The sequence below is a fragment of the Bradyrhizobium liaoningense genome, from assembly GCF_018130825.1.
Lineage (GTDB): Bacteria > Pseudomonadota > Alphaproteobacteria > Rhizobiales > Xanthobacteraceae > Bradyrhizobium > Bradyrhizobium liaoningense_B.
Map to the genome: position 1 here is coordinate 243,609 of NZ_JAFCJS010000004.1, position 19,370 is coordinate 262,978.

Below are 19,370 nucleotides of genomic sequence, written 5' to 3' on the forward strand. Positions count from 1 at the left end.
CGTCGCAACATCCCGATAGACGCCAATCCGGCGCCGGCGGCGGCTGCACGCCGGACGCGGTCTATAAATTGCCTATCAGTAACTTGCCTAAGCGTTGAGTTCTCTGCTTCGTGACGCGAAGCCTCAGCCGCACGGTATACCATGCCGTGCCCTCCGAGCCGGACATCCGGGCTCGGCCTGTCATAAGGATCATGATGTCCGCTAACCGATCGGCTGCCTGCCTCCTTGCCGTGCTGCTTTCGACCAGTGTCCTGTCGGCCGGCCCCGCCGTTGCCCAGACCACGGTGACATCGGCACCACCCGCCAGCTTCACGCTCAGCAATGGCATGCAGGTCGTGGTCATTCCGGACCACCGCACGCCCGTGGTCACCGAGATGATCTGGTACAAGGTCGGCTCGGCCGACGAGACGCCGGGCAAATCCGGGCTCGCGCATTTCCTCGAGCACCTGATGTTCAAGGGCACCTCGAAGCATCCGGTCGGCGAATTCTCCCAGACCGTGCTTCGCGTCGGCGGCAACGAGAACGCCTCGACGTCGGTCGACTACACCAACTATTACCAGCGGGTGCCGAAAGAGCAGCTGCCGACCATGATGGAGTTCGAGGCCGATCGCATGACCGGCCTGATCCTCAAGGACGAGAACGTGCTGCCCGAACGCGACGTGGTGCTCGAAGAGTACAACATGCGCGTCGCCAACAATCCCGAGGCGCGGCTCAACGAGCAGATCATGGCCGCGCTCTATCTCAATCATCCCTATGGCCGGCCGGTGATCGGTTGGCACCAGGAGATCGAGAAGCTCGATCGCGAGGATGCGCTGGCCTTCTACCGCCGCTTCTACGCGCCGAACAACGCGATCCTGGTGATCGCCGGCGACGTCGAGGCCGCAGACATTCGCCCGCTGGTCGAGCGCAATTTCGGCTCCATCCCGGCCCAGCCCGCGATCCCGGCCCGCCGTGTCCGCCCGCAGGAGCCGGAGCCGGCCGCCCCGCGCACCGTCACGCTGGCCGACCCGCGCGTCGAGCAGCCGAGCCTGCGCCGCTATTATCTGGCGCCCTCCGCAACCACGGCCGCAGCCGGCGAGAGCGCGGCCCTCGACGTGCTGGCGCAGTTGATGGGCAGCGGCAGCAATTCCTACCTCTACCGCGCCCTCGTCGTCGACAAGCCGCTCGCAGTCTCCGCCAGCGCCAGCTATTCGAGCATCTCGCTCGACCCGACCCAGTTCGCGATCTCGGCCGCGCCCAAACCCGGCGTCAGCTTCGCCGAGGTCGAGCAGGCGGTCGACGGCGTCATTGCCGACATCGCGCAGAACCCGATCCGCGCCGAGGATCTGGAGCGCGTGAAGACCCAGCTCATTGCCGAGGCGATCTACGCCCAGGACAATCAGGCCGTGCTGGCGCGCTGGTATGGTGGCGCGCTGACCACGGGCCTGTCGATCGAGGACATCAGGAGCTGGCCCGACCGCATTCGCGCGGTCACCGCCGAGCAGGTGCGCGCCGTCGCGCAGAAATGGCTCGAGAAGAAGCGCTCGGTGACGGGCTATCTGATCAAGGACACTACAGCCGCCAAGCGCGAGGAGAAGCGTTCGTGACCTATCCCTTCCTTCGCGCAAGACACTTCGCACTGTCCCTCGCCACCGGCGCGGCGCTCGCGCTCGCCACGATCTCGCCGTCGCAGGCGGCCGCAAAGATCCAGCGCCTGGTCTCGCCCGGCGGCATCGAGGCCTGGTTCGTGCAGGACGCGACCGTGCCGCTGATCGCCATGGAATATTCCTTTGCCGGCGGCTCGTCCCAGGATCCCAAGGACAAGTCGGGCGTCGCCAATCTGGTCGGCGACCTGCTCGACGAGGGCTCCGGCGATCTCGACTCCAAGACCTTCCACGAGCGGCTCGACCGCCGCGCCATCGAGCTCTCCTTCAGCGCCAGCCGCGACAGCTTCCGCGGCAGCCTGCGCATGCTGCGCGACAACAAGGACGAGGCCTTCGACCTGCTCAGGATGGCGTTGACCTCGCCGCATTTCGACACCGTCGACGTCGAGCGCATCCGCTCCCAGGTTCTCTCCGGCCTGCGTCGCGAGACCACCAATCCGTCATCGCTGGCGAGCCGCAAGTTCCTCGAGGTCGCCTTCGGCGATCATCCCTATGGCCGGCAGAGCAACGGCACGCTGGACAGCGTGCCGACCATCACGGTCGCCGACCTCAAGGATTATGTCGGCCGCGTGCTCGCCAGGGACGGGCTGAAAGTCGCTGTTGTCGGCGACGTCGATCCGGCGACGCTCGGCAAGCTGCTCGACCACACGTTCGGCAGCCTGCCTGCCAAGGCCAATCTCGTGCCGGTGCCCGACGTCGACGCGGCCAAGCCGCCGCAGCGCGCCTTCGTGCCGCTCGACGTGCCGCAGACCGTGATCACCTTCGGCGGCCCCGGCGTGAAGCGCAGCGACCCCAACTTCATGGCGGCCTATGTCGTCAACCACATCCTGGGCGGCGGCGGACTGTCCTCGCGGCTCTATCGCGAGGTCCGCGAGAAGCGAGGCCTCGCCTATTCGGTGTTCGAATCCCTGCTGTGGATGGAGCATTCGGCGGTCTTCATCGGCAATACCGGCACCCGCGCCGACCGCGCCGGCGATACCATCGACGCCATCGAGAAGGAGGTACGCCGCATCGCCGAGGAGGGCCCGACGCAGAAGGAGCTCGACGAGGCCAAATCCTACCTCAAGGGCTCGCAGATGCTGGCGCTCGACACCTCCTCCAAGCAGGCGCAGGCGCTGCTGCAGTACCAGCAGGACAAGCTGCCGATCGACTACATCGAAAGGCGCAATGCCATTGTCGATGCGGTGACGCTGGACGACGCCAAGGCGGCCGCCAAGCGGCTCTGGGGCCAGGGCCTGCTGACGGTCGTCGTCGGCCGCGCCCCGCAGGCCGCCGCGCAGCCCGCGGCCACGGCGCCCAAGTCCAATTAGCAGTCGAACTGACCGCTTCTCCATACGCTTCCTGAAATGGCCGGGCTCGCCCCGGCCATTTGCGTTTTCCATGAGCGCCATTGCCGAACATGGATGTCCGCGATATGTCCGGGCATCACGAATGGTGCCATCATGCTGCGGATATCCCGCGATCTCGTCATCGACGAGGACGACATCGAGATCGGCTTCGTCCGCGCCTCCGGCCCGGGCGGGCAGAACGTCAACAAGGTCGCGACCTCGGCCCAGTTGCGCTTCGACACGCGCAAGCTGACCTTGCCCGAAGATGCGGCGCTGCGCCTCGCCCGCATCGCCGGCCAGCGCATGACCAAGGAGGGCGTCATCGTGATCCACGCCCAGCGCTTCCGCACCCAGGAGCGCAACCGCCAGGACGCCATCGACCGCCTCGTCGAGATCCTCAAGGAAGCGATGGTGCGGCCGACGCCGCGGCGCGCAACGCGGCCGACCTTCGCCTCCAAGCAGCGCCGGCTCGAAGGCAAGAAGCGCCGCAGTGACGTCAAGGCCGGACGCGGCGGCCGCTTCGACGACTAACAGGCGCGGCAAAAAACTCCGGCCGCAAGGCGACCGGAGCTTTGCCGGTTTACCCGCTGACTAGTAACGCTTGGACGGGGCTGCGCCGCCCGTCGCGGCATCGTCGGCCGTTCCCTTGCGCGCAGCGCTGCCCGTGGTGCCGACCGCGCCTCGGGTAGACTTGGTTGACTTCATGCCGGCCTTCTCGCCCGCTGCGCCCGGCTGAGCATTCATCTCCTCATCTTCGCCGACTGCCGCGCCGCCCTGCATGGGCTTGCTTTGCACGGTGCCGCCAGGCCTGGCGCCCGACGACGTCCCTTGCGCGAGAACGGGCGTCGCAATGAGGGCCGCGAGAGCGCATGCGATTGCAGAGGTCTTCACCAACTTCATCCATTATCTCCTGGATTTTTTCGCGATGAACGGATCGGCTGCCTTCTGCGCCGTTCGCCTGCACCGGACCGGTTCATCGCGTAGAGAGTTCGAACGGCGCGTTGGTGATGCAAGCCGCGTCGTGTGGTGATCGTTTAGGGTTTTCGCGGCGGTTTCGCGGAATTGTGCTCCGCATATAAGGCAGCGCGGAACACCACACGCCACAAGCATCCACGCACGCAGCGAAACAGCCCGCTACTACCACCGCATGTTTGGCCGCGCCTAGTGTTTGCGCACGTTGTTGCAGATGGGCGGATTCTTGGCGATGCGCGTAGTCGTGCTGGGATTGTGCACCGCAATGGTGCTGGTGGTGCGGGTTGCCGATGCGCAGATGCCGTTGCCGGCCGCAAAGCCGCCGGATGGCGCCACATTGTTCAAGCAGCAATGCGCGGTGTGTCACACCTTGAGCCTGTCGGAGCCGATGCGACAAGGCCCGCCCCTGGTCAAGGTCGTCGGCCGGCCCGCCGGCAAGGCCGAAGGCTTCAAATACTCGGAGGCGATGTCGAAAGCGGACTTTGCCTGGGACGAGACCCGGCTCGATGCCTGGCTGAGCAATCCTCAAGCCGTCATTCCCGGCGTGACCATGGTGTACCGGCAAGCCAAGCCGGAGACTCGCGCCGCCATCATCGCCTTTCTCAAGGAGCAGAACTGAATGGCAAAGCCAGTCCATTCCATGATCCGCGTGCTCGACGAAGCGCGCTCGCTCGACTTCTACGGGCGCGCCTTCGGCCTGGAGGTCGCCGACCATCTGAAGTTTTCCGACTTTGCCCTGATCTATCTGCGTCACCCGTCCTCACCTTTCGAGGTGGAGCTGACGGTGAATTTCGATCGCAAGGAACCGTACGCGCTCGGCGACGGCTATGGGCATCTCGCCGTGGTGGTCGAGGATCTCGATGCCGAGCATGCCCGCTTCGAGCGCGAGAAGCTCGCACCGGGCCCCTTACGCGACTTCAAGCATGACGGCCGAACGCTGGCGCGCTTCTTCTTCGTCAGCGATCCCGATGGCTACAAGATCGAGGTGATCCAGCGGGGCGGACGCTTCGGCTGATCACATCACAAAAATCCAAATCATAAAAATCCACGGAGGAATGCCATGAGAGAAGTCGATCGTCGAAGCAAGCACAGCCGCCGCGTCTTTCTCAAGGGCGCGGCGACCGCCGTGCCGGTCGTAACAGTCGCGACCAGCGTCGCCGTCAGCATCGAAGACGCATGGGCCGATGATGCGAGCGCGCTCTCGCCCGCGACGATGAAGACGCTGCTGAAAGTCGCGCGCGACATCTATCCGCACGATGTCCTCGGCGACAGCTATTACATCACCGCGATCAAGCCGTGGGACGCCAAGGCGGCCAAGGATCCCGCCGTCAAATCGCTGATCAGCGACGGCATCGGCCGGCTCGATCAGAACGCGCGCGATCGCCACAAGCTCGCTTATGCCGAAGTGCCCTGGGAAACCGATCGCGTAGTGCTGCTGAAGGAGATCGAGGGAAGCGACTTCTTCCAGAAGGTGCGCGGCGACCTCGTCGTCTCGCTCTACAATCAGAAAGAGGTCTGGCCGCGCTTCGGCTACGAGGGCTCCTCCGCCGAGCATGGCGGCTACATCAACCGCGGCTTCGCCGACATCGACTGGCTGCCGAAGGCTTAAGCTCACCCAACGGTTCAGGAGAACGCATATGGCAAAATTCGATCTGAACGACTCCAGCGTTGTGGTGATTGTCGGCTCCGGTGCCGGCGGCGGCACGCTGGGCAACGAGCTCGCGCAAAAGGGCGTCAGGGTTGTCATCCTGGAAGCAGGTCCCCGCATCGAGAACCAGGACTTCGTCAACGACGAGTGGGAGAGTTTTTCCCAGCTCGCCTGGACCGATGCCCGCACCACATCCGGCACGTGGCGCGTCGCCAAGGATTTTTCGGGCCTGCCCGCCTGGATCGTCAAGGCGGTCGGCGGCTCCACGACACATTGGGCCGGTGCCTCGCTGCGCTTCGACGAGCACGAGTTCCGGGTGAAGAGCGCCTACGGCAACATTCCCGGCGCCAACCTTTTGGACTGGCCGGTGACGCTCGCGGAGATGGAGCCGTGGTACGCCAAGGCCGAGAACAAGATGGGCGTGACCCGCACCAACGGCATTCCAGGACTTCCCGGCAACAACAACTTCAAGGTTCTGGAGGCCGGCGCCAGGAAGCTCGGCTACAAGACCGTGCACACCGGCAACATGGCCATCAACAGCCAGCCGCGCGACGGGCGCGGCTCCTGCCAGCAGATCGGCTTTTGCTTCCAGGGCTGCAAGTCCGGCGCGAAATGGTCGACGCTCTACACCGAGATCCCGAAGGGCGAGGCGACCGGCAATCTCGAAGTCAGACCCAGCAGCATGGCGGTCAAGATCGAGCATGACGCCAGCGGCAAGGTGACCGGCGTCGTCTATGCCGACGAGACCGGCGCCATGCAGCGCCAGAAGGCACGCATCGTCGCGGTCGCCGGCAATTCGATCGAGAGCCCGCGGCTGCTGCTCAACAGCGCCTCGACCATGTTCCCCGACGGCCTCGCCAATTCATCGGGCCAGGTCGGCCGCAACTACATGCGGCACATGACCGGCAGCGTCTATGCCGTGTTCGAGAAGTCGGTGCACATGTATCGCGGCACCACCATGGCCGGCATCATCCGCGACGAGTCGGTCAACAACCCGAAGCGTGGCTTCGTCGGCGGCTACGAGATGGAGACGCTGTCGATCGGCCTGCCGTTCATGGCGGCGTTCCTCAATCCCGGCGCCTGGGGCCGTTCGTTCACCTCAGCGCTCGACGGCTATCCCAGGATGGCCGGCATGTGGCTGGTCGGCGAGGACATGCCGCAGGAGACCAACCGCATCACGCTCGACCCGGTCGTGAAGGACAAGTTCGGCCAGCCGGTCGCGAGCGTGCATTTCGACGATCATCCCAACGACGTCGCGATGCGCGCGCATGCCTACAAGCAGGGCGCCGCCGTCTACGACGCCGTCGGCGCCACCGTGACCTATCCGACCCCGCCCTATCCGAGCACGCACAATCTCGGCACCAACAGGATGAGCGAGAAGCCGCGCGACGGCGTGGTCAACAAGTTCGGGCAGAGCCACGACGTCAAGAACCTGTTCGTCTCCGACGGCAGCCAGTTCACCAGCGGCGCGGCCTGCAACCCGACGCTGACCATCGTCGCGCTGGCGATCCGCCAGGCGGACTACATCGCGGGAGCGATGCAGAAGAAGGAGATTTGAGCCCTGCTCTCTCCCGCGTCATTGCGAGCGGAGCGAAGCAATCCAGAAATGTCTCTGCCGAAAGACTCTGGATTGCTTCGTCGCAAGGGCTCCTCGCAATGACGGTGTGGATGGAGTCGCGTAGCCCGGATGGAGCGCAGCGTAATCCGGGGCCGCCGCCGCTTGTGGCACGAATCCCGGATTGCGCTGCGCTCCATCCGGGCTACGGACCTGGGACAGCTACTCGGCCGCGTCGAGAATGGGCGCAACGGTTGCCTTGAAATCCTGGACCGGCGTGACGCTCCGGGAGCGGTAGATCAAACACGAGCAGCGCAAGAGCGAAGCGAAATTGTTGACCTCGCCGTGATGGTCGAGCACCTCGTTGTAGAGCGTGGTCAGGAACTTGCCGAGGCTCATGCTCTCCTTGGCCGCGATCTCCTCCAGCGTGTCCCAGAATGCCATCTCGAGCCGGATCGAGGTGCAGTGCCCGCCGATCCTTAAAGAGCGGGTCTGGGATTCGTAGTCGCGTTGGGGCTGGTGCGCGAAGAGATGGCACATGGCGTCCTCCCGTCCTGTTGCCATTTTTTCACGATGCTACACCGCAGCCCGGCACCCCACAATCAGGACGGTATCCGAACCTCCGTCCGTCCCGGTTGCGCGATTTTCTCGAACGCCCAATGTCTTCAATGTGATAGGCAACCCTCTTCCCCAGGCGGCCACGACCCTGTTGCCCAACACATGCTTTTGACGCAACACGGCCTAGAATAGCGCCGTCAGCGAATCCAGATCGTAAGCCTCATGCCCGTCCGCCAGCTTCCAGAACAGGTCGTCAACCGCATCGCCGCCGGCGAGGTGGTCGAGCGGCCCGCGAGCGTGGTCAAGGAGCTGGTCGAGAACGCCATCGATGCCGGCGCGAGCCGGATCGACGTCTTCACCGATGGCGGCGGGCGGCGGCGGATCGGCATCACCGACGACGGCAGCGGCATGACCGCGAAGGACCTGTCGCTCGCGGTCGAGCGCCATGCCACCTCCAAGCTCGACGACGAGGATTTGCTCCAGATCCGCACCCTCGGGTTCCGCGGCGAGGCGCTGCCCTCGATCGGATCGGTGGCGCGGCTGTCGGTCACGACGCGGCACGCCAGCGAGCCGCATGCCTGGGCGCTCAGCGTCGAGGGCGGCGAGAAGTCCGAGATCATGCCGGCGGCGCTGGCGCACGGCACGCGCGTCGAGGTTGGCGACCTCTTCTATGCGACGCCGGCGCGGCTGAAATTTCTGAAGACCGACCGCACCGAGGCGGAAGCCATCCGCGAGGTGGTGCGGCGCCTTGCCATGGCGCGGCCCGACGTCGCCTTCACGCTCGCGGGCGAGGAGCGCGCGCCGGTGACCTGGACCGCCGCGCTACCCGGCGCGGCCGGGCGCCTGACGCGGCTCGGCGATATCCTCGGCGCTGAATTCCGCAGCCACGCCATCGAGGTCCATGCCGAGCGCGAGGGTGTCGTCGTCGCCGGCTATGCCGCGGCTCCCGCGCTGACCAAGGCCAATGCGCTCGGGCAATATCTCTTCGTCAACGGCCGCCCGGTGCGCGACAAGCTGATCCTGGGCGCGGTGCGCGCGGCCTATTCCGACTATCTGCCGCGCGACCGCCACCCGGTGCTGGCGCTGTTCGTCACGCTCGATCCGCGCGAGGTCGACGCCAACGTGCACCCGGCGAAGACCGAGGTACGCTTCCGCAATGCCGGCCTCGTCCGCGCGCTGATCGTACACGGATTGAAGGACGCGCTCGCGCGCGAAGGCCGCCGTACCGCCGCCAACAGCGGCGAGAGCGCGCTGTCCGCATTCCGCCCCGCCTTCACGCCGCAGCGCCCGGCAAGCTGGGACTGGCGCGCCTCGCCGTCCGCTCCGGTCGCGCCGATGCCGTCATTCGAAGGCTCCGCCGCGCCGGCGTTCGCAGAGCGCGCGCAGGCCACCTTCGATGTCGGCGCGCCCAGCGCGGACGTGCGGATCGAGACGCAGCCGGTGGCTGACCTCGTCGACCGCCCGCTCGGCGCGGCGCGCACGCAGATCCACGAGACCTACATCGTCTCGCAGACCCGCGACGGCCTGATTATCGTCGACCAGCACGCCGCGCATGAGCGCATCGTCTATGAGCGGCTGAAGGCCTCGCTGGCCGAGAACGGCGTGCAGCGGCAGATCCTGTTGATCCCCGAGATCGTCGAGATGGACGAAGCCACTGTCGAGCGCCTGCTGGAGCGCAGCGAAGAGCTGGCCTCGTTCGGCCTCGCCATCGAATCCTTCGGCCCCGGCGCGGTCGCGGTGCGCGAGACACCGTCGCTGCTCGGCAAGACCAATGCGGGCGGCTTGCTCCGCGATCTCTCCGAGCACATGGCCGAATGGGACGAGGCGCTTCCGCTCGAACGCCGCCTGATGCACGTCGCCGCCACCATGGCCTGCCACGGCTCGGTGCGCGCCGGACGGAGGCTGCGGCCCGAGGAGATGAACGCCCTGCTCCGCGAGATGGAGGAGACGCCGAACTCCGGCCAGTGCAATCACGGCCGGCCGACCTATGTCGAGCTGAAGCTGAGCGATGTGGAGAAGCTGTTCGGGCGGCGGTGAAGGTGCCTTGACGCCGTAGGGTGGGTTAGCCCTGCAGATGCGCGAAGCGCATCTGCTCGGCGTAACCCACCTCTTCTTTTTCCGCGGAAACAGACGTGGTGGGTTACGCCTTCGGCTAACCCACCCTACGGCAGCGCGGCCCTACGGCCTCTTCAAAAACACGAACTCCGTATCGTCATAAGCCCGTCGCTCCAATTCCTCGTACCCTTCCGGCGTCACGAACTGCGCGGCCTTGGCCTCCTCCACCACCAGCAGCGCGCCCGGCGTCAGCCAGCCGCCATCGCGCAGGCTCGCGAGCGCCTTCTCGGCAAATCCCTTGCCATAGGGCGGATCGAGGAACACCAGCGAGAACGGCTCGACGGGATGCGCGGGGCCCAGATCAGTCGCATCGCGGCGATAGACCTTTGTGACGCCGCCGAGGCCGAGCGACTCGACATTGTTGCGCAGCAGCGCGCGTGCCTCCGCCCCGTTGTCGACGAACAGCGTGAACTTCGCGCCGCGTGACGAGGCCTCGATGCCGAGCGCGCCGGTGCCGGCGAAGAGATCGAGCACGCGCGCATCTTGAATCGGATCGTCATAGGCGTGCACGAGGATGTTGAACACGGACTCGCGCAGGCGGTCCGCCGTAGGACGGATGTCGCGCGAGGACGGTGAGGCGAGATTGCGCCCCTTCAACCTGCCGCCGACGACGCGCAAGCTAGTCCTCCCGCGGCGTCAGGTCGCGCTTGCCGTGATAACCACGCTTGGGACGGCGCGGCGGGCCGTAGCCGTTCGCCTCCATCTCGTTGCGCTCACGCGCCTCCTCGCTGCCGGTGCGCTGCACCAGCACGCGGCGGCCCTTGCGGTCGTTGATGACGGCACGCTTCATCGGCGTCTTCGGCGCATCGTCACCGCGCCCGGCGGATTTCGACGGCACGTCGAACTCGGCGCCCGACTTCTCGATCACCTTGTCTCCGAGCTGCTCGCGCAGCACGCGCGACTTGATCTCGTCGACCTGGCCTTCGGGGATCTCGCCGAGCTGGAACGGGCCGTAGGAGACGCGGATCAGCCGGTTCACCTCGAGCCCGAGATGGGCGCAGACGTTGCGCACCTCGCGGTTCTTGCCTTCGCGGATCGCGAACACCAGCCAGACATTGGCGCCCTGATCGCGCTCGAGCGTCGCCTCGATCGGACCGTATTTGACGCCCTCGACCTCGATGCCGCTCTTGAGCTCATCGAGCTGCGCCTGGGTGACGTCGCCATGGGCGCGGACGCGGTAGCGGCGCAGCCAGCCGGTGTCCGGCAGCTCGAGCGTGCGCGCGAGGCCGCCGTCATTGGTGAGCAGCAAGAGGCCCTCGGTGTTGAAGTCGAGCCGGCCGACACTGATCAGGCGCGGCAGGCCTTCGGGCAGATTGTCGAACACGGTCGGACGACCCTCGGGATCGTCATGCGTCGTCATCAGCCCGCGCGGCTTGTGATAGAGGAACAGCCGCGTGCGCTCGCGCGGCGGCAACGGCTTGCCGTCGACCAGGACGACGTCGTTCGGCGTGATGTCGAGCGCCGGCGAGTTGATGACGCGGCCGTTGACGGTGACGCGGCCCTGCGTGACCATTTCCTCGGCGTCGCGGCGCGAGGCGAGCCCCGCACGCGCCAGCGCCTTGGCGATGCGCTCGCCGGCCTTCTTCGGCTTCGGTGCCTCGTCGCGGCGCGGACGTCCCTCGAAATCCCGATCCCGCTCGCGATAGGCGCCGCGGCCGCCGAAGGCGGGGCGCTTCTCGAAGATCCTGCTCTCGTCCTCGTTGTCGCGGCGCGGACGGTCGCGGAAGCGGCCTTCGCTGCGCGGATGCTCCTGCCAATCCATGCGGCCTTCCGGGCGCTGGCGCGGACGATCGAATTTCGGACGGTCACCACGTTCGCTGTCACGATCACGCGGCCGATCGAATTTCGGACGATCGCGGAACGGACGATCGCCAGATGCGCGGTCATCGCGCGAACGCGAGAAGCGCGGACGGTCCTCACCGCGGCCGCCGTCGCGACGGTCGTCGCGCTTCTGCCAGGGCTTGTCCTCGCCGCGGTCGCGGCCGCCAAAATCCTTGCGCGGGCCGCGATCCGGTCCACCCCGCGAAAACTTCCGGTCCTCGAATTTGCGTTCGGAACGCTCACCGCGTGGCGCGCGATCACCGCGATCGAAATTCGGGCGGTCTCCACGCGGCTTGAAGCTGCGCTCGCCACGATCCTCACGCGGCCCGCGATCCCGGTCGCCGCCGCGCGAAAACTTCCGCTCGCCGTCGAACTTGCGTTCCGGACGGTCGCCACGCGGCGAATATGGCCGCTTGTCGCCGAACTTCTTGTCACCGGACCGGTCGGCGGGACGGGACTCGTCGCGATCCCGGCTGCGCGGCGGGCGGTCGTCACGGCCATAGGACGGGCGATCACCGCGCGGTTTGAACGAGCGCTTCTCGCCATCGCGCGAGGAGCGGTCGGAAAACGGCCGGTCGCCACGCGGTTTGAAGCTCCGCTCGCCACGGCCCTCGGCGCCGCGGTCGTCGCGCTTGAAGCGCGGACGGTCGGAAAAATCGCGGCGCGGGGCATCGCCGTCCTCGCGACGGCGGAAGGGGCGGCCCTCACGACCCTCGCGGGGCGGACGGCTGTCGCGGTCGCCCTTGCCCTCGAAGCCGCGCTTGGCGAATTTCTTCTCGGGACCGCGCGGCTTGCCGCTACGGCCCTTCGACGGTCCCTTGGAGGGGCCTCGCCGGCCGCGGGAATCGTTGTCTTTGTCGCTGTCGCGAGGCATGAATAATCTCACTCAGGGGTGGCCAGAAAGCAGTGTGCGCGCTCGTTCCGAGCCGCATGCTCAGGCAAAACCGGTATTCACTCTTGCTGAAGGCGGAGCTACTAGCAGGTTTCTGGCGATGATACGAGGCTTGAAAGCCCCCTCTTTCATGGATTTGGCGCTTCTGGCGGCCGAAAATGCCGGAAAAGCGGGCGAAGTTCCGATCGCATGTGTGGTGGTCCGCGATTCCGAGGTCATCGCCACCGCGGCGAACCGGACGCTGACCGACCATGACCCCACCGCCCATGCCGAGATCGTCGCGCTGCGCGAGGCTGCGAAAAAGATCGGCAGCGAGCGCCTCGTCGACTGCGACCTCTACGTGACGCTGGAGCCCTGCACCATGTGTGCGGGCGCGATCTCTTTTGCAAGGGTCCGCCGGCTCTATTACGGCGCGGCCGACCCTAAGGGCGGCGCGGTCGAGTCAGGCGTGCGCTTCTTCGCCTCGCCGACCTGCCACCACGCGCCGGAAGTCTATTCCGGCGTCGGCGAGAGCGAGGCGGCGCGGCTGCTCAAGGAGTTCTTCCGGGAGCGGCGTTAACCCGCGGAGAAGAATTCGTGCAGCGCCTTCGCGGTCACATCGGGGTTCTCCTCCGTCAGGAAGTGCCCTGAATCCACCGGCATGCCGTCAACGTTGGTCGCCCATTGCTTCCACGTGTCGAGCGGGGTCGCTGCGGCCTGGGCCACGCCGGCATTGCCCCACAGCGCCAGCATCGGCACCGTGATCTTCTTGCCGGCCTCGAAATCGGCCTTGTCGAGGTCGTAGTCGAAATAGGCGCCGGCGCGGTAGTCCTCGCACATCGCGTGCACGCGGGCGGGATCGCGGAACGGGGCGATGTAGTGCTCGAGCGCTCGCTCGTCGATCGCATCCAGCGTCTTCGACTTGGTCTGGCTCGCCATCTTGACGCGCAGGAAGAACTCGCCATTGCCGGAGATCAGCGTCTCCGGCAGCGGCGCAGGCTGGGCCAGGAAGGTCCAATGATAGATCTTCAGCGCATAGGCGCGGTTCATCCGCTCCCAGTAATTATAGGTCGGCAGGATATCGAGCACGGCGAGCTTCGACAGCCGACCGGGATGGTCGAGCGCCAACCGATACGACACACGGCCGCCGCGGTCGTGGCCGGCGAGCGCGAAGTGCACGTGGCCGAGCTGCTCCATCGCCTCGACCATGGCCTTGGCCATCGCGCGCTTGCTGTAGGGCATGTGCAGCGCATCGCTCTCGGGCATGTCGGACCAGCCATAGCCCGGCAGGTCGGCGACGATCAGCGTGAACTTGTCCGCGAGTTGCGGCGCGACGCGGTGCCACATCACGTTGGTCTCGGAGAAGCCGTGCAAGAGCAGCAGCGGCGGGCCTTTGCCGCCGACGCGGGCGAAGATGCGACCGAACGAGGTGTTGATCCATTCGGAGGCGAAGCCGGGATAGAGGTCGGCGAGATCGGACATCTTTCTGCATCCTTGTCTGGTCAGTCCTGAGAGCTGCTCCCAACAAAAAAATGTCGAATACAACCCCATGCACAGTAGCACGCGTCCTCGGCGAAGGACGCTAAGTCCAACAGCCGACTACGCATTTCTGGAATGTCGATGTGGCGGCGCGATGGCGCAAGGTTTTTGCGCGCGCAGCGGAAAAACCGCTGTCAGCCCTTGGCCTTCTCCGCTTCCACCGCCTGCCAGCCGATGTCGCGGCGGCAGAAGCCGTCCGGCCAGTTGATGCGGTCGACGGCCTGATAGGCGCGCGCCTGCGCCTCGGTCACGGTCTTGCCCAGCGCGCAGACGTTCAGCACGCGGCCGCCATTGGCAAGGATCGCGCCGTCCTTCGCGACAGTTCCGGCGTGGAAGATCTCGACGGTGTCGACCTTCGCGGCATCATCGAGCCCCTCGATCCGCGTGCCCTTCTGGTAGTCGCCGGGATAGCCCTTCGCCGCCATCACCACGGTGATCGCGGATTCCGGATGCCAGCGCAGATCGAAATGCTTCAACTCCCCGTCGCAGGCGGCGATGAACGCCGGCACGATGTCCGACATCATGCGCAGCATCAGCACCTGGCACTCGGGATCGCCGAAACGGACGTTGAACTCGAACAGCTTTGGTCCCTGCGTCGTCAGCATGATGCCGGCGTAGAGAATGCCGCGGAACGGCGTGCCGCGCTGCTTCATGCCGGCAACCGTCGGCAGGATGATCTTGGCCATGATCGCGTCGTGGATCGCGGGCGTCACCAGCGGCGTCGGCGAATAGGCGCCCATGCCGCCGGTGTTCGGGCCGACGTCGTGGTCGAACACGCGCTTGTGGTCCTGCGCGGACGCCAGCGGGATCGCCGTCTCGCCGTCGCACAGCGCAAAGAAGCTGATCTCGCGGCCGGGCAGAAACTCCTCGATCACGACCTCGGCGCCGGCCTCGCCAAAGGCGCCCTCGAACATCATGGCGATGGCATCTTCCGCCTCGCGCACGGTCTTGGCGACGACGACGCCCTTGCCGGCGGCGAGGCCGTCGGCCTTGACCACGATCGGCGCGCCCTGGCTCTGGACATAGGCGCGCGCGTCATTGGCGTTGGTGAAGCGCTTGTAGGCGCCGGTCGGAATGCCGAATTCGGTGCACAGCGCTTTCGTAAAGCCCTTGGAGCTTTCGAGCTGGGCCGGGATCCTGCTCGGCCCGAACGCCTTGATGCCGGCAGCAGTGAGGTCGTCGACGATGCCGGCCGCCAGCGGCGTCTCCGGGCCGACCACCACGAGCTCCACCGCATTCTTCTTGCAGAAGTCGATCACGGCGGCATGGTCGGCGATGTCGAGCGCCACGCATTCGGCCTCGCGCGCGATACCGGCATTGCCGGGTGCGCACCAGAATTTGGTCACCAGGGGGGAGGCCGCGATCTTCCACGCCAGGGCATGTTCGCGGCCGCCGGAACCAAGCAGGAGAATGTGCATCGAGGGCTCAGAAATAAGGGGTTTGCTGGGGGCGGAGGTCGCACGAATCCGCGCCGGTCTCAAGGGGGGCGTGCTCAATCACCCCCGTCATTCCGGGGCGCGGCGTGCAGCCGATCTTACCCTCCCCTGGAGGGGGAGGGTCGCTACGCATGTAGCGAAGCGGAATGCGTAGCGGGGTGGGGTGACGGTCTCTCCGCACGCGATACTGCCCGTGGGGAGAGATCACCCCACCCCGCTCGCGCTGCGCGCGATCGCCCCTCCCCCTCCAGGGGAGGGTAAGTCAGACCTGCTTCCCCGCGATGATCTCCTGCAAGGTCGCCACATGCCGCGCGAAGGCGCCTCGGCCGGTTACGGTCGCGGTGACCGTGGTCTGCGGCTTCTTGCCGACGAAGGCCTTGTCGACCGAGACGTAGCCGGCCTTGGCCAGGGTCTCGATATGGGCGCCGAGATTGCCGTCGGTCGCGCCGGTGAGCTTCTTCAGGCGGGCGAATTCCAGCCCGACCTCCGCAGGCAGCGCGTTCAGCGCCGCCATGATCTTCAGGCGCAACGGCTGGTGGATGATGTCGTCGAGCTCTGCCACTTCTAGCTCCGACGCATCCAGAGGCCGCCGACGAACAACCCGCCGCCGTTGACGCCCGCCATCCACAGCAGGAACGGCATTCCGGGGATGTAGACATATCCGATCAGCGTCAGCGCGATGATCACGGCGCCAATCACGATGAAGGCCGTGCCGAACCACACGCCTGCCAACATGTAGAACATCATGATGTAGACCGGCCAGAACGTCGTCTGCTGACGCGGCGTGAATTGGCCGAACACGCAGCAGAAGATGCCGAATGCAATGATGAACAGGAACGTCAGCAGATAGCGGTGATCGAAGGTACGGATGCGGGATTGTGCATAATTGTAGGCGCTGAGGGCGAACAGCCCGAGAGTCGCGAAGACGTAGACGCCGATCCAGATATAGAGGCCATAGCGCGGCCAGAGCCAGCTCAGGACGTTCCCGGCGAAAACCAGACCGCCCCACATCAACATGATGAGACCGGAGAGCTGGTAGATCAGCGATTGCCGCACGCGGCGGACGGTATCATCGATGTCAGCCAGTGCATCTGTGGCCTGCTTGCTGTCGATCATGACTGCCCTGCCCCGCGCGTAGCGACGTCCTCGGCGATCGCGGAGATCGCTTTCGGGCTGGTGACCATGCCCATGTGATTGACGCCCTCGATGACCTTGACGTCGACGGACGGCTTCACCGCCTGCACGGCCTCGGCATATTTGTCCGAGATCATCATCTCGTCGTCGGCGGCGCCGAAGATGGTCATCGGATGCGTCACGGCCGGCAGGTCGAGCCGATAGCCGCGCGTGGCAAAATTGCGCATCAGGCGGTCGGAATAGGTCGGCACCAGAATACGCTCGGAATTCGGCGGCACAGCGAACGCCAGCACCGGGAGTTGCGAGCAACAGTCGATGCCGAGCTTGCGCAGCGCGGCGAGACCAAGAAGGCGCGGGATGTCGGGATTGGCCCAGCCACCGGAATTCGGTCTATTGGTCGGTGCGTCGTAGCCGAGATAGGGCGCGATCAGCACGGTGCGGACGAACAGGTCCTGCATGATCGGCGTCGCGGCCACACGCAGCGAGAAGCCGGCACCCGCGGAATGACCGATCAGGGTCAGCGGCAAATCAGGTGCGGACTTGCGCACGTGGGCGACGAAATCGACGAGATCGTCCTCGAGTTGACCGACATAGCCGATGTCGCCGCGGGTGCCCGAGGCGCCGTGACCGCGCATGTCGAGCGCCCAGGTCTCGACGCCGCGCGCGGCGAGCGCGGCCGTCAGCGCGTGATTGACGGTAGCGGACGAGGCCGAGGAGCCATGGATGAAGATGGCGCCGCGATCCGTGGCCGCCCCCTTCGGCGCGTAGTGGCGGAAGCCGAGCCAGGTGCCGTCGCGGGCCTGGAAGCGCTCGAGCGGCGGCAGCGTGGACCAATCGATGCCTTTGGCGGAGTCCGAGACAGAGCGCATCTCGGCGGGCCGCTCGAGCGGCGTCGCGATCAGGGCGGTCAGGAGGAGCGCCACGGCGCCGACCGCGCACAGCCCCCATTTCAGCAAGCCCAGAGCACCTCGCAGCATGGCCAACTCTCACCTAATTCATCCTCGATAGAGAACTCTATAATACAGAGTACTCTCCCATTCAATCCCCGGATTGGCGCCGCGCGGCGAAAATCCTTAACGTCGGGTCTGACCCCAAAATGCCGAATCGTTTGCCGATGCCGCCTGCGGAACAACTGAACAACGCGTTCGAATTCACCGTCTCCGAGCTCTCGCAGTCCCTGAAGCGGACTGTGGAGGACACCTATGGCCATGTCCGGGTCCGCGGCGAGATCTCGGGATTCCGTGGTGCCCACTCCTCCGGCCATTGCTATTTCGCGCTCAAGGACGAGAGCGCCAAGATCGAGGCGGTGATCTGGAAGGGCGTGCACGGCCGCATGCGCTTCAAGCCCCAGGAGGGGCTCGAGGTGATCGCCACCGGCAAGCTCACGACCTATCCGGGCTCCTCGAAATACCAGATCGTGATCGAGGCGCTGGAGCCGGCCGGCATCGGCGCGCTGATGGCCTTGATGGAGGAGCGCAAGAAGAAGCTCGCCGCCGAGGGCCTGTTCGACGAGGCGCGCAAGCAGCTTTTGCCCTGGCTGCCGGAGGTGATCGGCGTCGTGACCTCGCCGACCGGCGCGGTCATCCGCGACATCCTGCATCGGCTCGAGGACCGCTTTCCCCGCCGCGTGCTGGTGTGGCCGGTCAAGGTGCAGGGCGAAGGCTCGGCCGAGCAGGTCGCGGCCGCGATCCGCGGCTTCAACGCGCTGCCCGAAGGTGGCAAGATTCCGCGCCCCGACGTGCTGATCGTCGCGCGCGGCGGCGGCTCGCTGGAGGATCTCTGGTCGTTCAACGAGGAGATCGTGGTGCGGGCGGCGGCCGAGAGCATGATCCCGCTGATCTCGGCGGTCGGGCACGAGACCGACATCACGCTGATTGATTTCGTCGCCGACAAGCGCGCGCCGACGCCGACCGCGGCCGCCGAGATGGCCGTCCCCGTGCGCAGCGAATTGTTCGTCGAGGTCGCCGATCTCGGGCGCCGCACCCGCGCCTATTGGCAACGCGCGCAGGAGAGCCGCCGCAGCGAGCTGCGCGCCGCAGCACGCGCATTGCCGGCCGCGGGCGATCTGCTCGCGATCCCGCGGCAGCGGCTGGATTCGGCAGGCAGCGCCCTGCCCCGTTGCCTCAAGGCCAACACGCATGCGCATTTCCGCAGGTTCACCGCGGCCAGCTCAAAGCTGACGCTGCGGGTGCTGCACGGCCAGATCTCGCAGGCCGATCATCGCCTCACCGTGTGCGGCGAGCGGCTCGGCCTGTCGGCGCGCTCGCTGCTGCGGCAGCGGCGCGACCGCTTTGCCGGGCTGGAGGTGCGCCTGCGCGCCTCAAAGCTTTCCAATGCGCAGGCGCAGCGCAATGCGATTGCCCGCCAGCGCGAGCGCACGCATCGGCTTGCCGAGCGCGCCGGCCGCGCGCTCGTCACGCTGCTGCAGCGGCTGGAGGCCCGCGTCGAGAACAGCGGCAAGCTGCTCTCCGCTCTGTCCTATCGCAGCGTGCTCGCGCGCGGCTTTGCCCTGGTGCGCGACGAGGCCGGCCATCCCGTGCATGCGGCGGACGCGATCGGCCCCGGCGCGCGCGTCGAGATCGAGTTTGCGGACGGCCGTGTCGGCGCGACCGCGGATGCGGATCGCCCTGCGCCAGCGGCAAAGCGCGCCCCGGCGCAAGCGAAGCCAGCCGCGCAGGAGACAAAGCCAGCGCCGAAGCGCGTGGGCAAGCCGGTGGATCAGGGCAGCTTGTTCTGAGGCGGGAGGGCGG

At 66.4% G+C, this 19,370-nt stretch carries 19 protein-coding genes; 10 read left to right on the forward strand and 9 right to left on the reverse strand.

Going from position 1 to position 19,370, the window contains the following annotated elements:
• Positions 1-191: 191 nt before the first annotated feature.
• From JQ603_RS19815 to arfB, 3 genes are all read left to right on the forward strand, one after another.
• Positions 192-1,586: a M16 family metallopeptidase gene (locus tag JQ603_RS19815; RefSeq protein ID WP_433996647.1), complete on the forward strand. Its 1,395-nt coding sequence runs from the start codon at positions 192-194 to the stop codon at positions 1,584-1,586.
• Complete coding sequence (locus JQ603_RS19820; protein ID WP_212341875.1) at positions 1,583-2,953, forward strand: M16 family metallopeptidase; 1,371 nt, start codon at positions 1,583-1,585, stop codon at positions 2,951-2,953. The genes JQ603_RS19815 and JQ603_RS19820 overlap by 4 nt, the downstream gene beginning before the upstream one ends.
• 132 nt (positions 2,954-3,085) lie before the next feature.
• On the forward strand, positions 3,086-3,502 hold the full coding sequence (gene arfB / locus JQ603_RS19825) for an alternative ribosome rescue aminoacyl-tRNA hydrolase ArfB (RefSeq protein WP_212341876.1): 417 nt from the start codon (positions 3,086-3,088) through the stop codon (positions 3,500-3,502).
• Positions 3,503-3,562: 60 nt separating this feature from the next.
• Here the strand turns inward: arfB and JQ603_RS19830 are convergent, their stop codons facing one another.
• The gene (locus JQ603_RS19830; RefSeq protein WP_212341878.1) at positions 3,563-3,871 is read right to left on the reverse strand and encodes a hypothetical protein; all 309 of its coding nucleotides are present in this window, start codon (positions 3,869-3,871) and stop codon (positions 3,563-3,565) included.
• Positions 3,872-4,175: 304 nt separating this feature from the next.
• Between JQ603_RS19830 and JQ603_RS19835 the strand changes: the two genes are divergently transcribed.
• The 4 genes from JQ603_RS19835 to JQ603_RS19850 are packed head-to-tail and all read left to right on the forward strand — an operon-like array spanning position 4,176 to position 7,149.
• Positions 4,176-4,562, forward strand: coding sequence for a c-type cytochrome (locus tag JQ603_RS19835; RefSeq protein ID WP_212341880.1), 387 nt, complete (start codon positions 4,176-4,178; stop codon positions 4,560-4,562).
• A complete protein-coding gene (locus JQ603_RS19840; RefSeq protein WP_212341882.1) occupies positions 4,563-4,958 on the forward strand; it encodes a VOC family protein in 396 nt (131 codons plus the stop codon).
• Positions 4,959-5,003: 45 nt separating this feature from the next.
• Positions 5,004-5,552, forward strand: coding sequence for a gluconate 2-dehydrogenase subunit 3 family protein (locus JQ603_RS19845; RefSeq protein WP_212341884.1), 549 nt, complete (start codon positions 5,004-5,006; stop codon positions 5,550-5,552).
• A gap of 28 nt (positions 5,553-5,580) precedes the next feature.
• The gene (locus tag JQ603_RS19850; RefSeq protein WP_212341886.1) at positions 5,581-7,149 is read left to right on the forward strand and encodes a GMC family oxidoreductase; all 1,569 of its coding nucleotides are present in this window, start codon (positions 5,581-5,583) and stop codon (positions 7,147-7,149) included.
• A 219-nt stretch (positions 7,150-7,368) separates the two neighbouring features.
• Here JQ603_RS19850 and JQ603_RS19855 read toward each other — a convergent pair whose 3' ends face one another.
• The gene (locus JQ603_RS19855) at positions 7,369-7,686 is read right to left on the reverse strand and encodes a ribbon-helix-helix domain-containing protein (protein ID WP_183242904.1); all 318 of its coding nucleotides are present in this window, start codon (positions 7,684-7,686) and stop codon (positions 7,369-7,371) included.
• Between the two features lie 240 nt (positions 7,687-7,926).
• On the opposite strand from JQ603_RS19855, the gene mutL reads away from it, so the two are divergent.
• Positions 7,927-9,741: a DNA mismatch repair endonuclease MutL gene (gene mutL / locus JQ603_RS19860; protein ID WP_212341888.1), complete on the forward strand. Its 1,815-nt coding sequence runs from the start codon at positions 7,927-7,929 to the stop codon at positions 9,739-9,741.
• Positions 9,742-9,882: 141 nt separating this feature from the next.
• On the opposite strand, the gene rsmD is transcribed toward mutL, so the two are convergent.
• Positions 9,883-10,437, reverse strand: a complete 555-nt coding sequence (gene rsmD, locus JQ603_RS19865; protein ID WP_212341890.1) for a 16S rRNA (guanine(966)-N(2))-methyltransferase RsmD — start codon at positions 10,435-10,437, stop codon at positions 9,883-9,885.
• A gap of 1 nt (position 10,438) precedes the next feature.
• Positions 10,439-12,514 carry a pseudouridine synthase gene (locus JQ603_RS19870; RefSeq protein ID WP_212341891.1) on the reverse strand — a complete coding sequence of 692 codons (2,076 nt, stop codon included), beginning with the start codon at positions 12,512-12,514 and terminating at the stop codon, positions 10,439-10,441.
• 118 nt (positions 12,515-12,632) lie between these two features.
• Between JQ603_RS19870 and JQ603_RS19875 the strand changes: the two genes are divergently transcribed.
• Entirely contained in the window at positions 12,633-13,091 is a 459-nt protein-coding gene (locus JQ603_RS19875; protein WP_212342446.1) for a nucleoside deaminase, read from the forward strand.
• Here JQ603_RS19875 and JQ603_RS19880 read toward each other — a convergent pair.
• From JQ603_RS19880 to JQ603_RS19900, 5 genes are all read right to left on the reverse strand, one after another.
• Positions 13,088-13,993: an alpha/beta fold hydrolase gene (locus JQ603_RS19880; RefSeq protein ID WP_212341892.1), complete on the reverse strand. Its 906-nt coding sequence runs from the start codon at positions 13,991-13,993 to the stop codon at positions 13,088-13,090. The two genes, JQ603_RS19875 and JQ603_RS19880, sit on opposite strands and share 4 nt — an antisense overlap.
• Before the next feature lie 191 nt (positions 13,994-14,184).
• A complete protein-coding gene (gene purD / locus JQ603_RS19885) occupies positions 14,185-15,468 on the reverse strand; it encodes a phosphoribosylamine--glycine ligase (protein WP_212341893.1) in 1,284 nt (427 codons plus the stop codon).
• 280 nt (positions 15,469-15,748) lie between these two features.
• Positions 15,749-16,048 carry a winged helix-turn-helix domain-containing protein gene (locus JQ603_RS19890; RefSeq protein WP_212341894.1) on the reverse strand — a complete coding sequence of 100 codons (300 nt, stop codon included), beginning with the start codon at positions 16,046-16,048 and terminating at the stop codon, positions 15,749-15,751.
• Positions 16,049-16,050: 2 nt separating this feature from the next.
• Positions 16,051-16,602 (reverse strand): hypothetical protein, encoded by a 552-nt coding sequence (locus tag JQ603_RS19895; protein ID WP_212341895.1) that lies wholly within the window; start codon positions 16,600-16,602, stop codon positions 16,051-16,053.
• Positions 16,599-17,597, reverse strand: coding sequence for an alpha/beta hydrolase (locus JQ603_RS19900; protein WP_212341896.1), 999 nt, complete (start codon positions 17,595-17,597; stop codon positions 16,599-16,601). Before JQ603_RS19900 ends, JQ603_RS19895 begins: the two co-directional genes overlap by 4 nt.
• 137 nt (positions 17,598-17,734) lie before the next feature.
• Between JQ603_RS19900 and xseA the strand changes: the two genes are divergently transcribed.
• Positions 17,735-19,357, forward strand: a complete 1,623-nt coding sequence (xseA, locus tag JQ603_RS19905) for an exodeoxyribonuclease VII large subunit (protein WP_212342448.1) — start codon at positions 17,735-17,737, stop codon at positions 19,355-19,357.
• Positions 19,358-19,370 lie beyond the last annotated feature (13 nt).